21 protein-coding genes are annotated in these 23,402 nt (G+C 62.8%); 4 read left to right on the top strand and 17 right to left on the bottom strand.

Annotation, left to right across the window (positions count from 1 at the left end):
- Nucleotides 1-112: 112 nt before the first annotated feature.
- Nucleotides 113-436: a hypothetical protein gene (locus NCS02_RS23905; protein WP_175981977.1), complete on the bottom strand. Its 324-nt coding sequence runs from the start codon at nt 434-436 to the stop codon at nt 113-115.
- Between the two features lie 52 nt (nt 437-488).
- The gene (locus tag NCS02_RS23900) at nt 489-737 is read right to left on the bottom strand and encodes a hypothetical protein (protein ID WP_250503518.1); all 249 of its coding nucleotides are present in this window, start codon (nt 735-737) and stop codon (nt 489-491) included.
- Between the two features lie 121 nt (nt 738-858).
- On the opposite strand from NCS02_RS23900, the gene NCS02_RS23895 reads away from it, so the two are divergent.
- Nucleotides 859-1,230, top strand: coding sequence for a hypothetical protein (locus NCS02_RS23895; RefSeq protein ID WP_250503517.1), 372 nt, complete (start codon nt 859-861; stop codon nt 1,228-1,230).
- 4 nt (nt 1,231-1,234) lie between these two features.
- Here the strand turns inward: NCS02_RS23895 and NCS02_RS23890 are convergent, their stop codons facing one another.
- Together NCS02_RS23890 and NCS02_RS23885 are read right to left on the bottom strand one after the other, a co-directional pair.
- The gene (locus NCS02_RS23890) at nt 1,235-2,434 is read right to left on the bottom strand and encodes an amino acid aminotransferase (RefSeq protein WP_250460175.1); all 1,200 of its coding nucleotides are present in this window, start codon (nt 2,432-2,434) and stop codon (nt 1,235-1,237) included.
- A gap of 49 nt (nt 2,435-2,483) precedes the next feature.
- Nucleotides 2,484-3,860 (bottom strand): amino acid permease, encoded by a 1,377-nt coding sequence (locus NCS02_RS23885; RefSeq protein ID WP_008347403.1) that lies wholly within the window; start codon nt 3,858-3,860, stop codon nt 2,484-2,486.
- Nucleotides 3,861-4,202: 342 nt separating this feature from the next.
- On the opposite strand from NCS02_RS23885, the gene NCS02_RS23880 reads away from it, so the two are divergent.
- Together NCS02_RS23880 and NCS02_RS23875 are read left to right on the top strand one after the other, a co-directional pair.
- Entirely contained in the window at nt 4,203-4,463 is a 261-nt protein-coding gene (locus NCS02_RS23880; RefSeq protein WP_175981985.1) for a hypothetical protein, read from the top strand.
- Nucleotides 4,464-4,549: 86 nt separating this feature from the next.
- Complete coding sequence (locus NCS02_RS23875; protein ID WP_162483411.1) at nt 4,550-4,702, top strand: hypothetical protein; 153 nt, start codon at nt 4,550-4,552, stop codon at nt 4,700-4,702.
- Between the two features lie 50 nt (nt 4,703-4,752).
- Here the strand turns inward: NCS02_RS23875 and aroQ are convergent, their stop codons facing one another.
- The 3 genes from aroQ to NCS02_RS23860 form a co-directional block, all read right to left on the bottom strand.
- A complete protein-coding gene (gene aroQ, locus NCS02_RS23870; protein ID WP_175981987.1) occupies nt 4,753-5,190 on the bottom strand; it encodes a type II 3-dehydroquinate dehydratase in 438 nt (145 codons plus the stop codon).
- A 36-nt stretch (nt 5,191-5,226) separates the two neighbouring features.
- Nucleotides 5,227-6,285, bottom strand: coding sequence for a Gfo/Idh/MocA family protein (locus NCS02_RS23865; protein WP_250503516.1), 1,059 nt, complete (start codon nt 6,283-6,285; stop codon nt 5,227-5,229).
- 85 nt (nt 6,286-6,370) lie between these two features.
- Nucleotides 6,371-7,789 (bottom strand): MFS transporter, encoded by a 1,419-nt coding sequence (locus NCS02_RS23860; protein ID WP_008347399.1) that lies wholly within the window; start codon nt 7,787-7,789, stop codon nt 6,371-6,373.
- A gap of 390 nt (nt 7,790-8,179) precedes the next feature.
- Between NCS02_RS23860 and NCS02_RS23855 the strand changes: the two genes are divergently transcribed.
- Nucleotides 8,180-9,748, top strand: a complete 1,569-nt coding sequence (locus tag NCS02_RS23855; RefSeq protein WP_250523311.1) for a sensor domain-containing diguanylate cyclase — start codon at nt 8,180-8,182, stop codon at nt 9,746-9,748.
- A 6-nt stretch (nt 9,749-9,754) separates the two neighbouring features.
- Here the strand turns inward: NCS02_RS23855 and NCS02_RS23850 are convergent, their stop codons facing one another.
- The 10 genes from NCS02_RS23850 to NCS02_RS23805 form a co-directional block, all read right to left on the bottom strand.
- Entirely contained in the window at nt 9,755-12,097 is a 2,343-nt protein-coding gene (locus NCS02_RS23850) for a bifunctional diguanylate cyclase/phosphodiesterase (protein WP_250503515.1), read from the bottom strand.
- Between the two features lie 13 nt (nt 12,098-12,110).
- Nucleotides 12,111-12,701 (bottom strand): methylamine utilization protein, encoded by a 591-nt coding sequence (locus NCS02_RS23845; protein ID WP_250520017.1) that lies wholly within the window; start codon nt 12,699-12,701, stop codon nt 12,111-12,113.
- Nucleotides 12,702-12,703: 2 nt separating this feature from the next.
- The gene (locus NCS02_RS23840; protein ID WP_250437036.1) at nt 12,704-13,123 is read right to left on the bottom strand and encodes a group I truncated hemoglobin; all 420 of its coding nucleotides are present in this window, start codon (nt 13,121-13,123) and stop codon (nt 12,704-12,706) included.
- A 2-nt stretch (nt 13,124-13,125) separates the two neighbouring features.
- On the bottom strand, nt 13,126-14,028 hold the full coding sequence (locus NCS02_RS23835) for a DUF3034 family protein (RefSeq protein ID WP_250503513.1): 903 nt from the start codon (nt 14,026-14,028) through the stop codon (nt 13,126-13,128).
- Nucleotides 14,029-14,243: 215 nt separating this feature from the next.
- A complete protein-coding gene (locus NCS02_RS23830) occupies nt 14,244-17,309 on the bottom strand; it encodes a hybrid sensor histidine kinase/response regulator (RefSeq protein ID WP_250523310.1) in 3,066 nt (1,021 codons plus the stop codon).
- Nucleotides 17,310-17,507: 198 nt separating this feature from the next.
- Entirely contained in the window at nt 17,508-18,146 is a 639-nt protein-coding gene (locus NCS02_RS23825) for a response regulator (RefSeq protein WP_008347384.1), read from the bottom strand.
- Between the two features lie 168 nt (nt 18,147-18,314).
- Nucleotides 18,315-18,749 (bottom strand): hypothetical protein, encoded by a 435-nt coding sequence (locus NCS02_RS23820; RefSeq protein WP_175982002.1) that lies wholly within the window; start codon nt 18,747-18,749, stop codon nt 18,315-18,317.
- 392 nt (nt 18,750-19,141) lie between these two features.
- Nucleotides 19,142-20,848: a methyltransferase domain-containing protein gene (locus NCS02_RS23815; RefSeq protein WP_350029899.1), complete on the bottom strand. Its 1,707-nt coding sequence runs from the start codon at nt 20,846-20,848 to the stop codon at nt 19,142-19,144.
- A gap of 58 nt (nt 20,849-20,906) precedes the next feature.
- Complete coding sequence (locus NCS02_RS23810) at nt 20,907-22,763, bottom strand: peptide transporter (protein WP_250523309.1); 1,857 nt, start codon at nt 22,761-22,763, stop codon at nt 20,907-20,909.
- A 69-nt stretch (nt 22,764-22,832) separates the two neighbouring features.
- Nucleotides 22,833-23,363 carry a BamA/TamA family outer membrane protein gene (locus tag NCS02_RS23805; RefSeq protein ID WP_250503511.1) on the bottom strand — a complete coding sequence of 177 codons (531 nt, stop codon included), beginning with the start codon at nt 23,361-23,363 and terminating at the stop codon, nt 22,833-22,835.
- Nucleotides 23,364-23,402 lie beyond the last annotated feature (39 nt).

Below are 23,402 nucleotides of genomic sequence, written 5' to 3'. Positions count from 1 at the left end.
GTCGTGGTTCGGACGCTGTCGCGTGGAGGAACGGAGCAATCGCTGTGCCGTTCGGCGGGGAACGGGCGCGTGCAAGGCGTGCTTACGGATGACTTGCCGAATGAAGCTTAGATCACAGCGCCCGCGGCCAGAGCCCGCCGTGCGCGCTCGCGGGCATGACGCCTGCGACGAACGCCGCCTTCAGATCGGCGCGTTCGGAGAAACGCGGCGCATCGAACCACGCGAGGAAATCGTCGCGCCAGACGCCCCAGGCGTTTTCGTCGAAATCGAAGTCTTCGTCGAGGCGGCCGTTGTCGCGCAAATAGGCGCCGACCACTTGCGTGCCGTTCCAGTACGCGACGGCGACATCGCTGAGATCGGCCGTCACGCCGCGCGGCAGATCGCGCAGCATCATCGCGACGTGCGCCTTGAACGATTTGAATTCGGTCGGTCTCATCGCCTGCTCCGCTTCAAAAAAGTGCGTGAAAAAACTGCGTGCGCGTGCCCGTTCATTTGAACACGCCCTTGTTCAAGTCTTTTTCGAACGCGGCGGTCCATTGCGTGCCGTGTCCGATGCGATATTCGCGTTCCTTCAACGTGGAACGTCGCGTAATGGTGACGACGCCCTGCAACGGATAAACATCGTCCACGACATCGGACGCGCCGCCTTCGTGCACCAGAAAATCGCTCTCGTCGAGCCGATGGCGCGCGAGAATCGCGAGGAAGTCCGCTCTTTCGACCGGCGCGATCACAGTCATGTCGCCCTCCATGATCGAATGCTGCTTCCATTCAAAGTAGCACACGCGCGGAGGAACGTCGGCGCGTATCTTGCGAGGAGCGCGGGACGGCGCACGCGCTTTTTCCGGGAGTCGATAGCCGATGAATCGCAAAACGATGTTTCTATGCGCAGCGGCGCTGGCCGTCTGCACGCACGCACGCGCCGACGACGCCGTCTGCGGCACGCTCGAAAGCGCCACGAACGGGCAGGACGGCATAATCGCGCTGCGCGAAGGGGAAAGCGTGAATTTCTGGCGGGGCGGCGCCGTGCGGCACGGCGCGCTGCATGTGTACAAGGACGGCGAGGTGTATCGCGTGTACTGGCAGCCGGAAGGAAGCGGCGATGTCTACGTGCTCGCGAACGAAGGCACGAGTGCCGTGCGGCTCATTCTGACGCCGCCGCGCGGCACGAAAGTCGATACGGGACCGGGCAGCCTTCCGCCGCAGAAAGTGCTGTCCTGTCCCGCGATGTAGCGATTTACTTCGCCGCCAGCACCTTGCCGATGGCATCGGCGACGATCTGCACGTTGCTGTCGTTCAGGCCCGCGACGCACATGCGGCCCGAGCGCAGGATGTACACGCCGAATTCCTCCTTGAGCCGGTCGGCCTGATCCGCGACCAGACCCGTGTACGTGAACATGCCGCGCTGCTTGATATACCGCGTGAGCATCTCGCCGCGAACGTGATCCTTCAATCCGTCGTGGATCGCCTGACGCATGCGCGCGATGCGCTGGCACATCGACGCGAGTTCCTTTTCCCACGACTGTTTAAGTTCGGGCGTGTTCAGCACATGCGTGACGATCTTCGCGCCGTGCGTCGGCGGATTGCTGTAGTTCGCGCGCACGGCGCTCGTCAGCTGGCCGAGCACGCGATCGGCTTCGGCGGCATCGTCGCAAATGACGTGCAGGCCGCCGCAGCGCTCGCCGTACAGCGAGAAATTCTTCGAGAACGAATTGGCGATGAACGCCGGCACGCCACGGCGCGCGAGTTCGCGCACGGCGAACGCGTCGTCGTCGAGACCGGAACCGAAGCCCTGATACGCCATATCGACGAACGGCAGCAGATCGCGCTTTTGCAGCACGTCGATGATGTTCACCCATTGCGCCTGATCGAGATCGACGCCCGTCGGGTTATGGCAGCACGCGTGCAGCAGCACGACGCTCTTCGCGGGCAGCTTGTCGATGGCGTCGAGCATCGCATCGAAGCGCAGTCCGCCGGTGGCTTCGTCGTAATACGGATACGTGTTCACTTCGAAACCCGCGCGCTCGAAGATGAAACGATGGTTCTCCCACGTCGGATCGCTCACCCACACTTGCGACTTCGGAAAGTAGCGCTTGATGAAATCCGCGCCGACCTTCAGCGCGCCCGATCCGCCGAGCGTCTGCACGCTCGCGATGCGGCCATCGGCGCGCGCCGGGCTGTCGTTGCCGAACACGAGCGCCTGCACGGCGTCGCGATAATGCGCGAAACCGGCCATCGGCAAATACGGTTTCGGGCCGAGGTCTTTCAGGATCGACAGTTCCGCCTCGCGCACGGCCTGCATCACGGGCAGACGGCCTTCGTCGTCAAAGTAAATGCCGATGCTCAGGTTGACCTTATTGGTGCGCGGATCTTTCTGGAAGTTTTCGTTCAGCGACAGGATCGGGTCGCCGGGGTAAGCATCGATATGTTCGAACATGGTGACTTATAGGACGAGAGAGGACGAGAGATCAGCAAGCGCGGCCGCGTCAGTCTCCGCGCGCGGCCCGAGTTTTGAGATAGTAGCCGATTCCGAGAACGGCCAGCCAGACCGGAATCAGGTACACGGACAGGCGCAGATCCGGAATCTCGTACATCACCCAGACGATGCCCGCGAGAAACGCGAGCACGACGTAGTTCGTGAACGGATGCAGAAAGCTCGGAAACGAGGTCGCTTCGGCGTTCGCGCGCTTCTGCCGGCGGAACATGAGATGGATGATGCTGATCATCGCCCAGTTGATGACGAGCGCCGACACCGCGAGTCCCATCAAGAGGCCGAACGCGCGCCCCGGAATCACATAGTTGATGACGACGCACGCCGCCGTCACCAGCGCCGACACCGCCAGCGCCGCGAGCGGAATGCCGCGTCCGCTCACGTTGAGCAGCGCGCGCGGCGCGTTGCCTTGCTGCGCGAGGCCGTACAGCATGCGGCTGTTCGCATAGACGCCGCTGTTGTACACGGAGAGCGCGGCCGTCAGCACGATCACGTTGAGCACGTTCGCGACGACCGTGCTGTTCATCTCGCGGAAAATCAGCACGAACGGACTGCCGCCGGTCGCGACCTTGTCCCACGGATAAAGCGACAGCAGCACGCCGAGCGCGCCGACATAAAAAATCAGGATGCGATAGATGACCTGATTGGTCGCGCGCGGAATGCTGCGCGACGGGTCTTCCGCTTCCGCCGCCGTAATGCCGACGAGCTCCAGCCCGCCGAACGAGAACATGATGACGGCCATCGACATGACGAGCCCGTGCACGCCGTTCGGAAAGAAGCCGCCGAGCCGCCAAAGATTCGCGACGCTCGCTTCCGGCCCCGCCTTGCCCGACGCGAGCAACCAGCCGCCGAACAGGATCATGCCGACGATCGCCGCCACTTTGACGATCGCGAACCAGAACTCCGTCTCGCCGTAGGACTTCACGCTCGTCAGATTGATCGCGTTGACGATCACGAAGCACGCGAGCGCCGATATCCACATCGGCAATCCCGGCCACCAGTACTGCATGTAGATGCCCACGGCCGACAGCTCCGCCATGCTCACCAGAATGTAAATGGCCCAGTAGTTCCAGCCGGAGATGAAACCGGCGGCGTGGCCCCAGTATTTATCGGCGAAATGGCTGAAGGAACCGGCAACCGGCTCGTCGACGATCATCTCGCCGAGCTGACGCATGATGAAGAACGCCATCAGCCCGGCGATCGCGTAGCCGAGCAGCACGGATGGCCCGGCGAGCTTGATCGTCTGCGCGACGCCGAGAAAAAGCCCGGTGCCGATCGCGCCGCCGAGCGCGATCAACTGGATGTGGCGACTCTTGAGTCCGCGTTTGAGTGTGTGCGGCGAGGGTGTTTCGTTCGTCGTGGGTGAAGCCATGTCGATGTCTGTTGCACTGCAAAAATTACTGCGTTCATGGATCGAACGATCGCGCGTATCGTTTGATCCGACCTTTTAGTCTGCTTTTTGGTAAGAAACTGTTGTTTTTTCGTGCGGATGACCCCACAAGCCGCTGCAAAAAAGGCCGATTATCAGCGGACGGATCTGCGATTTTACCGCCCGGCGGCCGCAAAGCCTTGATGGGCGGGCGTATAGCAGCCGTGCTCCGAATCGCGGAAACGGACATCAAACGAATTGAGGCCGGAATCAGGGCTTGTTCGGAGGATTACTCGAGGCGTCGCGGCGTGAGAATCGCATCATCCACTCACGACGGGGGTCGCCATGTATCGGACGATGGAAGGAAACGCCAGGCCGCATCGAACGGCGCAGCGTTTCGGCGAAGGATCGCAGGACAGCGCGGCGACACAAGCGGAATTGCTGAGCGCGCTGCAGTCGGTGTCGGACAACATCATGCGTCTCGCCGGGAAGCTGCACGGCGATCCGAACGCCACCGACGACGATGCAGAGACCATTACCGAGCAGCATGCGTTCGCGCAAGAGCTGATCGGACGTTTGCTGGCGCTGCCCGCGTCGCAAACGTAACGGACCAACAGGGCCAACAGAAGGCGGGCAGCGGTGACGGCAAAGCCGCCCGCGCTCGGAGCATCGGGGAGAAGGATATGAGCTACTTGACGATCATCGCGGTGGTCTGGGCTGTTTGCGCGGTGGGTGCGGTGTTGTTCATCCGCGGCGCGGCGCAACGCAATCACGAACCGCTGCGCAAGCAGAGCGAACGCGAGCCGGTCGCGCCCGCGTCGAAGGATTTCAGTCGCCCGGCCTGACCCGATGACACGGCGAAGCGCCCACACGCTTCGCCGTGAAGGCATCGGCCTTATTTGATCGCGGCGACTGCTGCGCGCAAGCCCAGCAAGTAGCTATCGACGCCGAAACCGGAAATTTGCCCTCGCGCAATTTCCGCGAACACCGATTTGTGGCGGAACTCCTCCCGCGCGTGCACGTGCGACATGTGCACTTCGATGATCGGCGCCTTCAGGATCGCGAGCGCATCGCGGATCGCGTAGCTGTAGTGCGTCCACGCACCCGCGTTGATGACGATCGCATCGACGTTTTCTTCGAACGCGCGATGAATGCGCGAGCACATCTCACCTTCGATATTCGTCTGGTAGCACTCCACCTCGACGCCGAGTTCCTTGCCGAGCGCGGCCATCTGCTCGTCGATTTGCGCGAGCGTCGCCGTGCCGTACTGCTTCGGGTCGCGCTTGCCGAACATGTTGAGGTTGACGCCGTGCAGCGTCAGGATCGTTGCCATGTGATTTCCTTGAACTGGAAGGGGAATTGAAAAGATTCAGGCGGTCTCGACGATCCTGCCGCTCGTGGCGGCAAGAACGATGGCCTCGGTGATCCGCAGATTCTGCAGTCCGTCGCGCGCGCTGACAATAGGTTCGGCTTCCCCGCGCGCCACGCGCCCGAAATGTTCCATCTGATGCGCGAGCGGATCGTCGCGCTGCATCGCCACGACGTCTTCGTCGAACGGCTTCCACCATGATCGATCTTCGGCCTTCGCGTAGGACTTGAGACGCATCGTCGGCACGGAAAGCGAGCCGAACGTGCCCGCGATCACGTAGCAGTCTTCGTCGGGATACGTGGAATACGCCTTGTTCTCCTGCGACGTCTGCTCCCAGCTTCGCGGGCACGCGGCGGTGTCGGACAGCATGAACGTGCCGAGCGCGCCGCTCGCGAAACGCAGATTGATCGCGACCGTATCTTCGACGGGAAAGCCGCGCGTCGCGTGCGATGCGAACGCCTGCACCGCGACGATATCGCCGCACAGCATCCGCAAGTTGTGCACCTCGTGGATCATGTTGAGCAGGATCGGCCCGCCCCCCGGCTCGCGCCGCCACGGCGCGCTGGCGTAATACTCGTCGGGCTTGAAGAACACCGCGCTGCCCATCACCGCGACGAGCTTGCCGAGCCGCCCTTCGTCGATGACCTGCTTCGCGCGCGCCATGATCGGGCTGTGCGCGCGATGATGGCCGATCAGCACTTTCGCGCCGGAACGCTCCACTTCATCGACGAGCATCTGCGCTTCCTCGACCGTCGGCGCGATCGGCTTCTCCAGCAGGATCGGCACGCCCGCCGCGATGCACACGCGCGCATGTTCGACGTGCAATTGATTCGGCGTCGCGAGCACGATGCCGTCCGGGCGATCCTTCGCGAGCAGTTCGTCGAGCGTTTTGTAGAGCGGCACGCCCGCCTTCTGCGCGATGTCGACGGCGGCGGGCGCCGGATCGACGATGGCCGAGAGCGTGCACGTCGTGCTCGCCTGCGCGACGCCCACGTGCGCCTGACCGATATAGCCCGCGCCCGCCACCGCGATACGCGTCTTGCCTGAGTCTGTATTCACTTCGATTTCACCGTGTTGAAAAAGCGCGAGTTCACCCCGGCGGCGCTGTCGCGCGCCGCCTGAGCAAGGAAAGAGGACATGAGCTTCAGGAAGTGCGCGCGTTCGCGACCGATTCCGCGCGCAGGCGGTCGTACTCGGACTTCTCGACCGGCCGCGCGTCCGGCTCGCCGAGCTGGTTGAGCGGAATCCGGTACGTCTCCCGCGCGCTCCACGCGGCGATCGCCGAGATGATCGTGACGGCGAGCGTGATTGAACCGATCATGACCGGAATGTTCGTCGATCCGGGCGGCGCGACGCTCGCGAACAGCGCGGGCAACAGCGCCGTGATGGTCGTGCCGATGTTCTGCGAGATCGCCATCGCGGAGACGCGCGTGCGCGTCGGGAAGAGTTCGGGATAGAAGCTCGGGAAGATCGCGTTGTAGCCCTGATAGACGATGCCCCACATCAAGAGCGACGCGACGATCGCCATGCCGACGTTGTGAATGCTGATCGCGTAGAGATACAGATACGACAGCAGCCCCGAGGCGATCGCCCCGACGATGATCGGCGGCCTGCGCCCGATCTTGTCGGAGAGATTGCCGACGATCGGAATCACGATGACGGCGAGAATATTGCCGACGACCGGAATCCACAGATACACGCTCTTGTGAAAGCCGATGCCGTACGCCGCCTGCACCGCATACGCCGCGCCGAAGATCGTCGCGACCACGGGAATCACGTTCATCAGCGCCATGCAGACGACGCGGATCATGTCGGGCAGGTTGTACTTGAAGGCGTCGACGATTGGCGAGCGCGGCACCGCGCCCTTCTCGCCTTCCTTCTCGAACGCGGGCGTCTCGTGCACTTCGCGCCGGATGATGTAGCCGGCAACCAGCACGAACGCCGAAAGCAGGAACGGAATGCGCCAGCCCCATGAATTGAACGCGTCCTCGGGCATGTAGTACGCGAGCGGCAGGAACACGGCGGCGGCGAGAATCTGTCCGGCCTGCACGCCTTGCAGCGTGAAGCTCGCGAAGAAACCGCGGCGTCCGAATGGCGCGTGTTCGAGAATCATCGAGCTCGCGCCGGAGATTTCGCCCGCGACCGCGAAGCCCTGGACGAGCCGCAGGATCACGAGCAGCGTCGGCGCGAGCATGCCGACGCTGTGATACGTCGGCAAAAGTCCGACGGCCATCGTCGAGAAGCCCATCAGGAACATGCACAGCACGAGCACGGTCTTGCGGCCGTGCGTATCGCCCCAATGACCGAGCACGAATGCGCCGATCGGACGCGCCACGTAACCGACGCCGTAGGTCGCGAGCGACGCGACGATCGCCACTTTCGGATTGCCCGAAGGAAAGAAGAGTTGCGGAAAGATCAGCGCGGCGGCTTGCGCGTAGATGAAGAAGTCGTAGTACTCGAGCGCGGAGCCGATCCAGCCGCTCGCGGTCGCCTTCTTCGTCTGCTTGTGGTGCTCGGCGTGCGACCCGCCTTTTGCACCGGGTGAGAGAGAGTTCGTGTCCATGACGTCTCCTTTTATGAATCGCCCGACGGTTTCTGTGGCCATCTTTCCGCGAAACTGCTTCTTTCATCCTCACCGACGACGCCTTCGCGGCATGGCGCGCAGGACATCAAACATGATCGTCTCTGAAACGAAAGCTTTCGATGAGGCAAAACCCGGCGTCAGGCCAGGTTGAAAGACTTGAGCCCTAAATTACTATGTCCGCGCGAAAACGTAATCCGGCTCGAAGGAAAGTCAGAATGCGCTCTCAGCGAATAATCGACGCTCACCACGCCTGAGCCGCCGCTAAGTCCTGCCTAAAGAACACGCAGACGCCGCCGTATACACGATTACCGGCGGTGATCGCATCACCGCCGCCTTCGTATTCATCCTCTCGCCGGCCCGGTCTTGCGTATGTCAGGCAATCCGTCCTTGATCGATTCGATTCTGGCCACGCCGGCGACCGCGGACGGACGGATCACGCCTGCCGTTCGCGCATCGCTGCTGTCGACGCTTGTCGAAGACATCCGCCCGCTGCTGCTGTCCGGCATCTCCGGCGCGTTCGTCGCGATGATCGCGCTCGGACGCCAGCCGTCCCTCTGGACGATGCTCTGGCTCGCCGCCGACGCGCTTCTGCTCGCCACCCGCCTTTCGATCGTCGGCCGATATCGCGCGTTGAGCCGCACGGACGCGCCGCAGCCCGGCCGGTGGGCCGCGCGCTATGCGCCGTTCGGGCTGCTGGCCTGTCTCGTGACGGGCCTCGGCGCGATGGGCTGCGTGATCTCGGGCGACGCCGTGCTCGCGTCGCTCGCGATCATGGTGACGGCCGGCCTGCTCGGCGGCGTCGCGTCGCGCAACGCGGGCACGCCGCATCTGGCGATCGCGCAGGTGTGCCTCGGCGCGCTGCCGATCGGCGTCGGCGGGCTGTTCGGGCCGTCCGGCTACTGGATTCTCGTGCCGCCGCTCGTCCTCTATATCGCCGCGATGTGCGCGGTCGTGCAGCGGCACTATCGCGGCCTCGTCGCGCTGATGACCGCCAAGGAAAGCCACGCCGAAATCGCCACGCGCTTCGACGCGGCGCTCGCGCACATGCCGCACGGCCTCTGCACCGTGGATGCGTCGGGCAGGGTGGTGATCGCGAATCGCAAGGCGGCGGAGCTGTTCGGCGCGACCATCGACATGCTGCGGCTGAACGTGTCGCTGCCGGAGTTCATCGGCTATGCCGCGCTCGCGAAATTCGGCGAGACGCCGCGCGCGCAGCTTGCCGAGCGATGCGCGCAATGGCTCGAAAGCGGCCATCCGACGCTCGACCTGCCCTTGCGCGACGGACGGCATCTCGAACTGAGCCGCAATCCGGTGCCCGACGGCAGCGCGGTCATCATCATCGAGGACGTGACGGAGCGCCGCAAAGCCGAAGCGAGAATCCTGCAATGGGCGCATCACGATTCGCTGACGGGCCTGCCGAACCGGCGCTATCTCGGCGACCAGGCCGGGCGTCTGATGGCGGGCGGCGCGGGCCGCGAGAAAGTGACGGTGATGTACGTCGATCTCGACGGCTTCAAGCACGTCAACGACACGCACGGCCACAATGCCGGCGACGAACTGCTGAAGCTCGTCGCCGACCGCCTGCGCAACGCGATGCGCCGCGGCGAGCTGGTCGCGCGTCTGGGCGGCGACGAGTTCGCGATCGTCGCCACGTATATCGCGCACGCGGCCAACGTGGTTTTCGCGCGCAAGATCATCGGCGAGCTGTCGGCGCCGTACACGCTCGAATCCGGGCAGACGGTGCGCGTGGGCGTGAGCGTCGGCATCGCGCTGGCGCGTCCGGCGGAGTCGTTCGAAAGCGCATTGAAGCGCGCCGATGCCGCGCTGTACGAAGCGAAATCGGAGGAACGCGGCACCTATCGCTTCGCCGATCGCGACGGCGACTCCATCGCGAGCGACGAACAAGCCGTCGCGAACGACCGCGGCCGCGCCTGGTAAGCGAGCCTACGCCTCTTCCGGCCCGGCGATCAGCGCTTGCTCGTTCGACGCGCGCCACGCGTCGAGCCACGCTTCGAGCTTCGCGGGGGGCAGCGGCCGGCTCAGGTGATAGCCCTGCGCCAGATCGCAGCGCAGCGCCTTCAGCCGCTCCAGCATCTCTTCGGTTTCGACGCCTTCCGCGACGACCTTCAGTCCCATGTTGTGCCCGAGATCGATTGTCGAGCGCACGATGGTTTCATCGTCCTTGTGCTGGAACATGCCCATCACGAACGATTTGTCGATCTTCAGCTCATCGACGGGCATGCGCTTCAGATACGACAGCGACGAATACCCAGTGCCGAAATCGTCGATGGACAGGCGAATGCCGAGCGCGTGCAGCCGGTCGAGCGTCTCGATCGCGTGATTCGGGTCGTCCATGATCGCGCTCTCGGTGATCTCGATCCAGATCGATTCCGGCGCGACGCCGTGCTTGTCGAGCAGTCCCTGGAAGATTTCGGGCAGCGTCGACTGGATCAGCTCGCGCGCCGACACGTTCACCGACACGGCCAGCTCGATGCCCTGCCGGCGCCACGCGGCGCATTGCGCGATGGCCTTGTCGGCGACCCAGCGCGAAATCGTCTTGATGTAGCCGGTCTGCTCCGCGAACGGGATGAACTGGTCGGGCGAGACGAAGCCGCGCGTCGGATGATCCCAGCGCACGAGCGCCTCGACATATTTCACGCGATGCGTCGCGAGATCGACCTTCGGCTGATAGTAGAGCGTCAATTGATCGTGCTCGACGGCCTGCCGCAGCTCGCTCATCAGCGAAAGACGCTCGGCGTTGTTCTGGTCGTGACGTTCGTCGTAGAGCGCGTAGCCGAGATTCGAGCGCTTCGCCACGTACATCGCGATATCGGCGCGGCGCAGCAGCACGTTCATGTCCGTGCCGTTCTGCGGAAACGTGACGATGCCGATGCTCGCGCCCACATCGACGAGTTGCCCTTCGATCGTGATCGGCTCTTCGAGCGCGTTCAGCATGCGCGTGGCGAGAAGACGCGCGGACGCCAGATCGTCGGTCGGCAGAAGGACGGCGAATTCGTCGCCGCCCAGACGCGCGACCGTATCGGTCTTGCGATGCAGCGCCGCGCGCAGGCGCTTCGCCACTTCGCACAGCAGCATGTCGCCGATCGGATGCCCGAGCGTGTCGTTCACGTACTTGAAGCGGTCGAGGTCCATCATCATCACGGCGAGCGGGCGCTTGCTCCGCGTCGCCGCGCCGATCGCCTGCTGCAGGCGGTCGTTGAAGAGCGCGCGATTCGGCAGGCCGGTGAGCCGATCCATGTACGCGAGCTCGGTGATGCGTTTCTCGCGCTCCGAAATGCCGTCGCGCATCTGATTGAACGCGCGCGCCAGCTCGCCGATTTCGTCGTTCTGGCGAATCTCGATGGGCGCGGCGTAATCGCCCTGCCCGATGCGCTTCGAAAACTGCGTGAGCGCCGCGATCGGCCGCGTGACCGAGCGCGCCATCAGCACGCTGCCGACGATCGACACGAGCACGCCGAGCAGCGTAATGAGCAGCAGCGTCGTCTGCAGGCGCTTGAAGGGCGCGAGCGCCTCGTTGAGCGAGCGTTCGAGCAGCACGGCGACCGTGCGCCCTTCGGAGTGCAGCCGCATGACGCGCGTCGCGTAGCCGTTCGCGGCGAGTTGCGCCTGATCCGTCAGCGCGTCGCGTGCGTCGTGGGGGAGCGAGCTTGCGAGCACGCCCCATTTGCCGTCGTCGCCGACGGTGAGAAACGACACGTCGAGCGACGTAAGCGAGCTCAGATCGCGTGCGAGCGCATCGTCGACCGCGAAGCCCATCACGACCCACGCGATCGCGATGGGCGCTTTCACCGGCACCGCGACGAGCTGATACGCGCGCGGCCCGATCATGCCGAACGACGACGCATCGCCCTTCGTCGCGACGGTCCTGATGAGCTTCGGGAACGGAAACGCCATGCCTTCGCGCCCGACGCCGCCGCTATCGGCGATCAGCTTGCCGTCGAGATCGACGAGCATCACGACGTCCGCATGAACGCGGTCGCCGTGATTGCGCAGCGCGGACGCGACCGTCTTGCTGTCGTGCGTCGCGACCGCTTCGCGAAAGCCGAAGTCGAGCGCGACCACGCTCGCCGCCTGCGTCAACTGTTCGCTATTGCCGCGCAAAATCTGCGCGAATACGCGCTCGGCCACCGACAGTTGCTCTTCGGCGTTGCGATGCGCGTTCTTCAGAATCACCGAGTTGATGACGAGAAACGCCGCCGCCTGCGCGACGAGCATCAGCACGACGAAGACGAGCGCGATTCGCGCGCGCAGGCTGTGAAAGAGCATCGTGACGGGCGTCCTATTCGGCGGGGCGCAGTTGCAGCGCGAATTTCACCGCGCCGTCCGCGTTGACCTTCTGCGTCGGCTGCGCGTTCGGATCGCTCTGGCGGAAATGCCACGCGATCACCTTGTACGCATCGGCGGGCAGATTGTCGATGGTCGCGGCGCCGTGCGCGTCGGTCTTCGCGAACCACGGCGTATCGACGATCAGCAGATACGCGACCATCGAATCGTGGATGTTGCAGCCCATCACGACGAGGCCGGGCTTGTCGAACACGACCGGATTCGCGGGAATGCCGTGATACAGATTCAGCTCGAAGCGCTTGGGCGGCGAGAACGAATAGACGTCGTGCTCGATGTTGTCCTTGTTCGGGAACGCCACCGACGCGCCCGTCTGCACGACGGAGACCATCGGCACGAAGCGCCGCTTGATCTGATCGATGACCGCGCTGGCGGGCTTCGTCGCGGGCGGCTTGCCGTTGACGGGCAGCGCATAGACGATGGCGTCGGGCACGGGCGCGCCGGCCTGATCGACCACTTGCACGCGCACGCTCCCGGCGTGGGCGATCGTCGCGCCGAACGCCAGCAGCGTGATGAAAAATTTGAGCATGTTCATTCGCGGTCTTGCACGTCGCGGTACATCGGCGCGAGCTTCGCCAGGAGTTTGTTTTGCGCGTGGAACGGCACGCCGTTCTTGTCCATCGCGGCCTGCAAGTCTTCGACGAGCGCGTTGAACGCGGCCCGGTCGATGTTCTGTCCTTCGTGCGTGCGGCGCATCGGGCGGCCGGTGTAGACGCACGGGCCGTCGAGCAGCACGCAGATCTGCTCGACGAGCTTCTGCTTGATGCGCTTGACGGGCGCGTTGTCGAAATACGGCGCGGTGCGCGGATCGGCGAGCACGTTGTCGTACATGTCGTCGACGATCTTCGTCAGCCCTGCTTGCTCCCCGAACTGTTCGTAGAGCGCCTCGTCGGCGTGCGCGTTCGCGCAGGCGAGCGTGAGAGCCAGCATTGCGGCGTGGCGGATTTTCATCGTCAGAACCCCGCCTGCATCGAAACGTAGAGGCCGCGCTGATTCTTCACCGTCGCGATGTCGCCGAGCGCGACATACGCCGCCGTCAGCGAGACGTGCTTGTTCGGCGCCCACGCGACGAACGCGTCGTACGCGTCCTGCTCGCGCGCGAACGAGAGATTGTTCGGCTTCATCCGATATTCCCCGCCGATCGCGACGTTCTTCGTCAGCAGATACGCCACCGACGACTCGAATTCCGGGTGATACGCGTTCGACTTGTCGCCGCCGAACCCGAGCAGGCCGAACTGGTTCGCCTTCGTGAAGCGCAGCGTGCCGTTCAAGAGGAGGCTTTGCGCGAGCAGCAGCTTCGTCGCGGACAGATAGAAATCGGTGCCGGAATTGCTCGCCGCGCCGACCGCTTTCACGATATCGCCCTGTTCGTTGTGCTTGAACTGCAGCCCCGCGGCGATTTGCGGTATCCACGTGTCCTGATCGAGCACCGCGTCGCCGAACAGCCGCACCTTCACGCCGAAGATGTTCTGATTGAACTTGAAGTTCTCGCCGAGGCCGAGTTTCGCGCCGACATCGCGCGTATCGAAACTTTGACGCGCGAGCGACAGCTCGACGCGATTCGCGACGCCGACGGTCAGGCCCCACGTGCCGAGCGCGTAATCCTGCGTGCGGATGTAGGTGCCGTGCGCGTTCGCGCCGAGTTGGCGCGCGGTGCCGTATCCGCCGATGACGGCCCACGGCGTGAGGCCGCCGCCCGCCGCGCCTTCGACTTCCGAGACGCCGCCCGTCAGCAGCAGCTTGCCGCCGGTGAGCGGCACGGCGGGCGGATCGTCGGCGAAAGCGGACGACGAGAACGAAACGAGCGACGCCACGGCCAGACTGGCGAGGCGCATCTTTGAGTAAATCTGACGCATGCGGGAGACATCGAGCGGTTGTCGGGGTTGCCGTCGCCGCCTCGGGGTGCCGCGCGACGCGTCGCGGCGAGCCAGGCGCTCTGGGAAGGTCACTCGCCAGGTAGGCGGCGCCTTTTCATATGCGTGTAAACGGCCGCTGACGGTCGAACTTGACGGCCGTTCGTCAGTTTTTGCGGGCCGAACGTTTGCAATCCGGGATGGGTCAGCGCGTCGGCCTAACCGTGGATCGTGTCGCGATGCAGGTCGCGCAGTTCGAGAAGGTCCGAGCGAATCAGCGAGACGTATGTCTCGACGTCCTCGACCCAGTTGCCCGCCTCCCTCAGCGTCGCGCGCAATTCCTCGCACTCATCGAAGAGCATGGACGGGCCGAGCACCGACAGCCCGCCCGCAAGCTTGTGCGCCCAGCGGCGCAGCGCCGGGGCGTCGCGCTGCGAGCAGATCGCGTCGAGCGCGGCGATGTCTTCGCCGATCTGCTGGACGAAGGCGGCGACATACGGCGCCGGCACCGTCGGCAATCGTGGCGGCGACGCATCATCGGCCGATGCGTTTCCTTCATCGACGGCTAACGTGCGCAACACGTCAGCGAGCACGGAGAGCGCAACCGGCTTTGTCAGATAGTCGGTGAAACCGGCGTCGCGACCACGTTGAACATCGGTCGCGCTCGCACTCGCGCTCACCGCATAGACACGCATCGACGGATCGAGGGCACGCGCGGCCGCCAGGAGTTGCGCGCCGTTCATCTTCGGCATGTCCATGTCGGTCAGCACGAGGTCCACGCGGTTCTTGCGCAGCAGATCGAGCGCTTCCTCGCCGTCGGCTGCTTCGATCACGGATGCGCCGAGCGTCAGCAACTGGTCGCGCAACAAACCTCGGTTGAGGCGATTGTCCTCGGCGATCAGCACTGTCGCGCCGGGATTCGCCGAAGCGGGTTGCAGAGGCGCCGACCGAATGGGCGACGCGGAGATCGCGTGATGCCTCCCGTCTCTGACAATCTGCACCGCTTCCCGGAACTCCTTGGCCGCGAAGATGCTGACGGCTATTTCGCCGTTCTCTCTCGCCACCGGCACGAGCGGGCCGTCCTGCGTCACGCGGATGACGCGCGCGCGATCTGTCCATCGCGCATCGATCTCGTCATCCGAGATTTCGTCGGTCGCGATGAGACAGTCGCAACCCTCCACGTTCGCCGCCGCGCCCTCGTTCGTGATGTACGTAATCGAACTGCGCTCTGCATCGAAGAGTGCGTCGAACCACTCGCGATGCTCGTTCGCCCGATACAGGATGGCGGGCCGGCCGACGAGCAAGGCATCGGCTTCGTCCGGCGACGACTCAGCCACTTGCAACGGCAGCGTGACGGTGATGCGCGTGCCGACGCCCTCCGTGCTTTCAAGCGCGATGCGCCCTTTCATCAGCCGGCACAGATGCTCGCAGATCGAGAGCCCGAGCCCGGTGCCGCGCGCTTGAGTCAGCCGGTGCGCGTCGCCCTGGACAAACGGCTGAAAGAGCATCTGACGCTGCGCTTCCGGAATGCCAATGCCCGAATCGGCCACACTCAGTGCGAGCGCGCCGTCGACCCAGCGCGCACGCACGACGACCTTGCCCGAATACGTGAACTTGAGCGCGTTGCCAAGGAGGTTGTTGAGTATCTGCGCGACGCGAATCGGATCGAGCCATAAGCGTGACGGGCACTCGCGGTCGATCACGACGAACAAACGCAAGCCCTGGCGATTCGCGATGGGCGAATGACCGACCATCACGCGCATGACGATGTCGCGTATCGACGCCGGCTCTTCGCTGAGACGCATTTCCCCGACGTCCATCTTCGAGAAATCGAGAACATCGTTGACGACCTGCAGCAGCGCGCCCGCCGACGCCTGCATCGCACCGACGCGGGCTTCCTGTTCCGCCGCCAGCGGGCCCCTGGCGACGAGTTCGAGATTGCCGACGAGCGACGCCAGCGGCGTTCTGATCTCGTGGCTCATCGAAGCGAAGAAATTCAGCTTGGCCTTGGCGGCGGCGTCGCTGGTTTCCTTCGCTTCGCGCAGCAGGCGTTCGGCTTCGTGATGCTCCGTGATGTCGGCAATGGCGCAGAACAGCACATCGGTCTTGTTGACGACCGCCGACGTGTAGGAAATCTTCAGGTGACGCGACGACTGGTCCGCTTTCTCCAGCGTGCATTCGAATTGCCAGATCACGGCGGCGTCGCCTTTTGCGGGCAAGCTCATGCCATGTTGATGGAAGGCCACACATAGCGCGGCGGGCAGATGCATCGCGCTGGCATCGAGGTCGAGCAGGTTACGCGCGACCTGATTCGCGGCAATGGCGCTGAAATCGCTACGCAGCGCAATGCACAAACCGACCGGCGTCACCTGCACCTGCAGATGATTTAGAATCTCGCCTTCCACCGCGCGGCAAGCCTGCTCATAGGTACGCGTCAGGAAGCGGTAGTTCCAGTATCGGTATAACGCCACGAGCATAGTTGAGAGCGCCGCTTCCACCAGAACGATAACCGACACTTCCGTACGCTTGACAGCGAGATTGGTCGCCGTCGGCAAGGAAACGACGATGTGGCCGACGCCGAGCGCAAGCGGTTCCATTCGCGCGCCCCATCCGTGTCCCATGATCCAGTGGGATACGCCAGGCGGCCCCTTCTCGAGATGTTTGTCGACGAATCGCGCGTCTCCCGATGCATCGCCCGCCAGCACCGTGCCATCGTCGCTAAAGATCGTTATTTCCGAATTGAGGGCGGCGGGCCGGACCAATTTCAGCACACGCTCGACGTCCACCTTCGTGAAGACAAACGCAACGGGTCGATCGTTCTTCTCGACCACCATGAACATAACGATCGTCGAACTCTCGAAACCCAGCAGGGCCGGTGCACGGAACCATAGAACGCTATGTTCTCGTGCGACGCTTACGGGATCGAGGCCGCGAGAACTCATGGTGGCCTTGGCGGTATCGACGAGTGAGCGCAATCGTTCGGTGCCGGGTCCCTCATCGGCGTCGCGCTTGGTGAAAAATTCAAAACCATACGACGCGCTTCCGTCGAACCGTGCGAATTGCAGGGAGAACGGCAAGCTCCCGTCGGGAATAGCACGCAGTGCCGCGCTGCAAATCCGGCTCATCGATGCGTCTTCGCTGTCCGAAGGTAAGGGCGCGCACGGCAGCGCGGCCCGAGGACCGTTGGGCGATGGATGGTAGTCCTGCGGGGTGACTTCGAGGAGTAGCTCGCCCGTCTTCAGCATGTTGTAACGACTGAAGATACCGATATTCACGCCGCGCATGACGGACTGGACGTCGGCAAGCTCGGTCCTGAGCACTATTGACCAGAAAAACGATGGCCGCGAAAGCGGCACACATCGAAGAGAAAATCAGCAAGCCGATGGCGACCGCGAAAATGCGTCGCTCGCGTTTGAGATTGTCCTCGAGCATTCGCAGCATCTGCAGAGGAGAATCTCGCGATGCGGCGAAAACATGCTCCATCAGGCTAGTCCTGCTCTGGCCGCGTATTTGACGAGATCGACGTGGTTCTCCACATGCAGCTTGCGCATGGCCGATCGCTTCTGCGTGGCGACGGTCGGCACGGATCGGTTCAGCGTGCGCGCGATTTCAGTCACCGAAAGGCCCTGCGCGAAGAGGCGCACCACTTCCAGTTCGCGGGGCGAAAGCGGCTGCTCGCGCGCGAGGTCCTGCAGGGTCGATCCATCGCGCGCCAGACGGTGTTGAATCTTAGGCGAAATGATCGTCTCTTTCGTGCTCAATGCACGAAGCGTGACCTGGCTGAGCTCGCTGGCGGGCTCCTCCTTGCTCATGATCGCAGCGACGCCCAGCTTGCACAATTCGTGGTAGATGCCGCCGCTCGTCATCATGGTCAGCACAATGACGGGTATGTTCGGAAAGGACCGCTTGAGCTTGCTGATCAGCCGCAAGCCGTCTATGTCCGTCTCGTCTTCTCCCTGCATCACGAGATCGGTGATGATAAGGTCGACGGGCTCCTTTTCGAGTACGCGAAGCAACTCGGCGCCGGAATGAGCCATGGCGGCGATCGTAAAACCCGGAATTTTCGAGAATTGGTCGGCTACAGCCAACAGCACGATCGGATGATCGTCCGCCAAAACCATCCGAATCTTGTCCCCTCGTGCGTTCATATAACAACCGTTTTTTGAGTTGCCGCTCTTCGAGTCCAAACCCGAAACGTACGGCTCATTTATTGATGTAAAAGCAACTCACGAATGTCGGGCGGGCCTGAGCTATCCCGCAAAGGAAGCCTATCGGATTTTAGGACGTGCTCAATCCGGGAGAAACATCGGCGGTGTCAGAAGTGCGTTTCGCCCGGCGAAACGAATCTTCCCGGCGACACCGGCTTCACGTCCCGCACGCACTTTGTCTGCAGCGCGGACGTTTGTGCATCCTGACCCGCGCTGCTCATGCTCATTGCTTCCACGAAGCGAACTCGCGAGCTGGTCGAGCGGAATCGATGTCACCGGTGGCCTGGCCTCACGTTCGTACTTACGGCTTTCGGATAGCAGCATGCAAGCAAAGATGATCATCGAAAGGCTGAATACCAAAGCAATCGGCACGATCAAATTCCAACTCGATACCCCTAGCGCTGCCAGAAGCAGAAACGACAAGCCGAAATAAACCGACGTGAGAATCGACGACGCGCGCCCGGCCATTGCGCAGTAATGCCGAAATTTTCGGCTCAGAAATTCGAGAATTGACATGGCGATATTCAGTGCAATGGGCACGACGGTCGACCCCGGCTCATACAGGATCCGAAGGAAGACAGTGCTTACTCAGGCCAGCACGCAGGCAGAGCGAGTGCCCATCGCTCGTGACTTGCGCCCTGCCACAACGATGGTCGAATTTAGCCGACGGGCTCTCCGCTCGATATAGAAAAATATCGAAAGCCCGATATGGTCAAAATATCCGCACGATTCATCCGGGAATGGTCTTGCTTCGATCTGCGAACTTATGTAGGGAGATCGTTTTTTTCGTCATTTCCGAAGACGAAAACACCGAAGCGCGAGAGGGTCTATCGCGGAGTCTTCGGTGATTGGGCACAGGACGCAAGACATCCCGCAGACTCGCGTCTTGAGGATGTCTTATGAATTTCTCAGACGCACGTGGTATCGGCCCTTAGCATCTTCAGATGCCCGGCGATGCGCGCGACCACTTCCGACCAGTCGCAACCGTGACGCTTGCGGAAGAGACGCATCGTCGGATACCAGGGACTGTCCTCGCGGGTGTAGTGCCAGCGCCAGTCGCCGTAGAACGGCAGCATCATCCACACGCGCTTGCCCATCGCACCGGCGACGTGCGCCACCGACGTATCCACCGTGAGCACGACGTCGAGTGACTCGATGGCTTTCGCCGTCTCCGCCATCGTCGTGACTTGCGCGCCTACATCGTGGAAGTTCGCGTGCTTCTGCGCGTAGTCGGCGGCTTCGTCGGCTCCGGCGCCCTTCTGCAGGCTGAAGAACTCGATGTCCGGAATCCTGAGCAGATCGTCGAGCACGGCAAGCGAGGGCAAGGAGCGCGCGCGATCGTTCTCATGCGTGGGATTGCCCTTGAACACCAATCCCACTTTCAGCTTGTTCGGCGCGACGATCGGCAGCTTCGAAGGCACAGCGGACGGCGCACGAAGATACGGCACTGCTTTTGGCAACGCTTCGAGATCGAGCGTCAAATGAGCCGGAATCGCGTGCGGATACACCCAGTAATCGATGTCCGGAAGATTCGCGGCCGATTCGGTGCTCACGACTTCGTCCGCCTCGCCCGACGCCTCGTAAAGCTCGACGAGCGGCGGCTGACACATGACGATGACGCGTTTTGCCCCGCACTGCTCGCGGAAGAATCTCGCGAAACGCAGGAAGAAGATTTCGTCACCGAGGCCGAACTCGCTCCAGATCGCAATCGCTTTCCCCTCAAGCGACTGGCCGCTCCACTCCGTTACATGACGCGGCGGCTCGACGGTCGTGCGGCGCTTCCAGCCGAAGCGTGCCATCAATTCCTCGCGCATGCGAAAGCCCTTCTGCAGCCGTCCGCGTGCGATCTCGTGCAGCACGTGATAAAGGCGCGGGTGATGTTCCCCAGGCAGGCGCTTCACGCATTCCTCCCACATCGAGTCGACTTCTTCCAATGCGTCCCAGCGCAGCAGTTCCAGCAACACGTATCGATAAAGATCGAAGTGATACGGATACGTACGCAGCGCTTCCCTGCATGCAGCGACACCTTCCTGCACGCTGCGCGCACGCGACGCGGCTTGCGCCAGTTCACGCGGCGACGCCACAGCGCGCTTGCGCAACACGATCTCGATCGCGCATTCCGCAAGACCCTTCGCGGTCTGGTCCTCATTCGCGTCGCGCTCGTCGTAGCCGTTGCGCACGAGCGTGACTCGCTCACAGTGCGCGACCGGCGACATCGTCTGAATCAGTTCCAGCACGTTGACGGAACGCGGCAAGCGCTTGTCTGATTTGTGGACCGTGAAGCTCCACTTATGGCGGCGATTGAAACGGCTCGGCCATGTGCCCTTACCGTAGAGATCCTCGTCCGGCACGGTCACGACCGCATGGCCGCCCGGCTTCAGCAGCTCCAGCCAGCGCGACAACGCCTTATGAGGATTAACGAGCTCGGCGAGACTATGGCTGGAATGCAGGAAGTCCAGTGTCGACTCTTTCACGCCCTCCATCTTCGTGAGATCGCCCTGCGACGAAGGATAAGACGCGGCGTTGCGCATCTTCGGGAACATGGCGACGTGAGCGGAAAGCGGATCGTCCGCAGGTCCGATGTCGATGCCCTCACCGACGAAATAGTGGTTCACGAAGGCCGGATCATGCGAACGGCGCAGGCTTGCTTTACTGGTCTCTTTCATCATTGCCTCACAGTGCTTCTGCTACGACTTGCGTATCCGCCTTCTCCTTCAGCAAAGCACGGATGCGCTCACCGAGAATCTCCGGACGGCCTTTGAAAATGAGCTTCTCCACTGCCTTGCGGCCCGCGAACTTGCGCGCGAGCTGGTTGCGCTCTTTCGAATCGTCGATGAGACGCAACGCCGCCGCCTTGTACTCTTCGGTCGTCTTTGTGATCATCCACTCCGGGAAGCCGAGACGACGGAACATACCTTCATCGATATGCTCATGCACTTCGCGGCCGGTCTTGCATACGCCGACGAGACCCGCCCACACCGTATCGACGATGCCGTTCGTGTTGCCGAACGGGAACGGATTGAGGAACATGTCGCAATCCGCGATGACCTTCATGTAGTTCGCATAGCTCTGATGCTTGTGGACGACGCCCTTGTCGCCCATCAGGCGGCGTACCAGATTGCGCACTTGCGGGAACGTGATGCCCGTCGCCTGGCCCACCAGAAAATGGAACTCGACAGGCACCGATGCTTCATTCGCGATATCCGCGCATGTCTGCAGGAAACCGGGGTTGAGCTTGATCGTCGTGGCCGCGACCGCGATCTTCACCGGGTCCGACTTGGCGCGCTTGCGCGGCTCGAGCTCGACTTCGAGCATCGCGGCGGGCGGACGATACGGCATGCCGTCCTGCGGCAGCTTCAGGAGCTTCTCGCTGAAGCACGCTTCGTCGCCGACGTAGTCTTCTTCCACGACGACGTAATCCATCGCATGACCATGCGTCGTGGCCGGATGACCGAGCGCCATCAACTGCAGCGGCGCGACGCGCAGGCATGCGAGTCCCATCGTGATAGGGAACATGCCGACGCTCGGCATGTACATCGCCTGCGCCTCGCGCGCTTTGCTCACGTCGCGAACCTGGCGCATGTTTTGCCACAAGTCGCCCTGCAACGGGATGAACTCGTGGAACACTTCGCGGCCCGCTTCATCCACACGCCCGTCATAACCCATGCCGATGATGTGGAACTTGTCGCGCATCGCGACGATGGTCTGCGAATGCGTGCGATAGATCGAATGATTCTTCGAGAACCATTCGAGCACGACCAGCAACACCGGCTTTTGTCCTTCTGCAGCGGGCCGCGCCTGGCGCTCGACATCATGAATGCCGAGGCTCGCGAGCTTGCGGCGGATCAGCGTGTTGATCGGCTTCTTGATGTCGTGCTTGCCCGGCAGGTCCGCGTAACTGCAATGCATGTACATGTCGTGCAGCACGCCCATCGGCAGGGCATCCACGCTTTCGATCTGATCGAGCCGCTCCGGCAGCCAGCGCAGAATCAGCTCGCGCTTCTGATGCGCCGCCGGCGTGCCCAGAAAGCGCGACGACAGGATGGTCGTGGCAAGGCCGGCAGCGGCGACCTTGTCATGCTTCCACAGCGCGTCCCAGTCGAGCCGCACTTCGGATTCGGGCGTGTAAAACAGCCGGAACTTGTCGATGTCCGACTTGCGCAGTTCCACGGAATAGCGTGCATCTTCGTTGACGCCCAACGAACGCAGAATGTGATCGGCATTGCGGAACGAACTCGCCGCGAACAGTCCCGCGATCCAGCGCTGATAAACCAGCGTCCTCGCAATGCCTTCTTCCGAGAAGCGAAAGGCCGGGTCGCTCAAAAGCGAAGTGATCGCGGACGTGATGCGCGTGAGCAAGTGCTCGTCCAAGATGTCCTGCGCCTCGCCGGATTGCGACCAGCTGTCGACGTCCATCAGCACGCCGTAGTTGGCGTCGATGAGCGCAAGCAGCTTGAGAAGCTCGCGGCCCGCAGCACCGTGATCACGGCGATAGCAAAGATATTCGAACTTGTTGATGCTGAATTGCATGATGTCTTCCTTCATCCTGATAGGGTGCGATGCGTTTGCCGAAGCAGCGACGACGCGCGGAAATGAACGTTAGTGATTCCAGGAAACCGAGAGCCAGACCTGCGCCGGCTTCTTGCCGGGATCGACCCACGAGGTCTGCGAAAATCCATAAGCCTTGGAGACCGCGACCGACGCGGTCGCGCCCCACGGCGTCAGCCAGTCGACGCTCACGCCGTAGCCTGCGAGCGTGCGTGTGTTCTGCACGCCCGGCACGTTCACGTAGCTTTGCTCCCAGTTCGTCCACGGCGAGTGATTCACGCGGCCATACGCAAGATCGGAGAAGACGCCGAACTGAAGCTGATGTCCCGCGGCGACCGGCACGCGCTGATACAGGCCGAGGTTCGCCACCACGCCTTCATCGAGCGAGCCTTCGTCGGCACGATAGGCACGCACTGCATTGGGACCGCCGATGCTGAGCTTCTCGCTCGCGTCGAGGTTCTTGCTCGACACTTGCGCGTTCACGCGCGCCGCGAGGAAGGTATTGCCGCTTGGCGACAGTGCGTAGGTGCCGAAGCCGCCGCCGTAGAGCTTGGCGTAGTTGCCGGCGACGTTCCCGCTCATGCTGTCGAACGATCGGTAATCGTTGCTTTGATGGCCGAG

This window comes from Caballeronia sp. NCF2, assembly GCF_023631205.1.
GTDB classification, from domain to species: Bacteria; Pseudomonadota; Gammaproteobacteria; order Burkholderiales; family Burkholderiaceae; genus Caballeronia; species Caballeronia zhejiangensis.
The sequence above is the reverse complement of the archived record's forward strand: the minus strand, read 5'-3'. Positions and strand labels throughout refer to the sequence as shown.

Excerpts from the sequence above, each read along its gene's own strand:
- NCS02_RS23905 (WP_175981977.1), bottom strand. The coding sequence starts at position 436 with ATGAGACCGACCGAATTCAAATCGTTCAAGGCGCACGTCGCGATGATG.
- NCS02_RS23900 (WP_250503518.1), bottom strand. The coding sequence starts at position 737 with ATGACTGTGATCGCGCCGGTCGAAAGAGCGGACTTCCTCGCGATTCTC.
- NCS02_RS23895 (WP_250503517.1), top strand. The coding sequence starts at position 859 with ATGAATCGCAAAACGATGTTTCTATGCGCAGCGGCGCTGGCCGTCTGC.
- NCS02_RS23890 (WP_250460175.1), bottom strand. The coding sequence starts at position 2,434 with ATGTTCGAACATATCGATGCTTACCCCGGCGACCCGATCCTGTCGCTG.
- NCS02_RS23885 (WP_008347403.1), bottom strand. The coding sequence starts at position 3,860 with ATGGCTTCACCCACGACGAACGAAACACCCTCGCCGCACACACTCAAA.
- NCS02_RS23880 (WP_175981985.1), top strand. The coding sequence starts at position 4,203 with ATGTATCGGACGATGGAAGGAAACGCCAGGCCGCATCGAACGGCGCAG.
- aroQ (WP_175981987.1), bottom strand. The coding sequence starts at position 5,190 with ATGGCAACGATCCTGACGCTGCACGGCGTCAACCTCAACATGTTCGGC.
- NCS02_RS23860 (WP_008347399.1), bottom strand. The coding sequence starts at position 7,789 with ATGGACACGAACTCTCTCTCACCCGGTGCAAAAGGCGGGTCGCACGCC.
- NCS02_RS23855 (WP_250523311.1), top strand. The coding sequence starts at position 8,180 with ATGTCAGGCAATCCGTCCTTGATCGATTCGATTCTGGCCACGCCGGCG.
- NCS02_RS23850 (WP_250503515.1), bottom strand. The coding sequence starts at position 12,097 with ATGCTCTTTCACAGCCTGCGCGCGCGAATCGCGCTCGTCTTCGTCGTG.
- NCS02_RS23845 (WP_250520017.1), bottom strand. The coding sequence starts at position 12,701 with ATGCTCAAATTTTTCATCACGCTGCTGGCGTTCGGCGCGACGATCGCC.
- NCS02_RS23840 (WP_250437036.1), bottom strand. The coding sequence starts at position 13,123 with ATGAAAATCCGCCACGCCGCAATGCTGGCTCTCACGCTCGCCTGCGCG.
- NCS02_RS23835 (WP_250503513.1), bottom strand. The coding sequence starts at position 14,028 with ATGCGTCAGATTTACTCAAAGATGCGCCTCGCCAGTCTGGCCGTGGCG.
- NCS02_RS23830 (WP_250523310.1), bottom strand. The coding sequence starts at position 17,309 with ATGCGCGGCGTGAATATCGGTATCTTCAGTCGTTACAACATGCTGAAG.
- NCS02_RS23825 (WP_008347384.1), bottom strand. The coding sequence starts at position 18,146 with ATGGTTTTGGCGGACGATCATCCGATCGTGCTGTTGGCTGTAGCCGAC.
- NCS02_RS23820 (WP_175982002.1), bottom strand. The coding sequence starts at position 18,749 with ATGTCAATTCTCGAATTTCTGAGCCGAAAATTTCGGCATTACTGCGCA.
- NCS02_RS23810 (WP_250523309.1), bottom strand. The coding sequence starts at position 22,763 with ATGCAATTCAGCATCAACAAGTTCGAATATCTTTGCTATCGCCGTGAT.
- NCS02_RS23805 (WP_250503511.1), bottom strand. The coding sequence starts at position 23,363 with ATGAGCGGGAACGTCGCCGGCAACTACGCCAAGCTCTACGGCGGCGGC.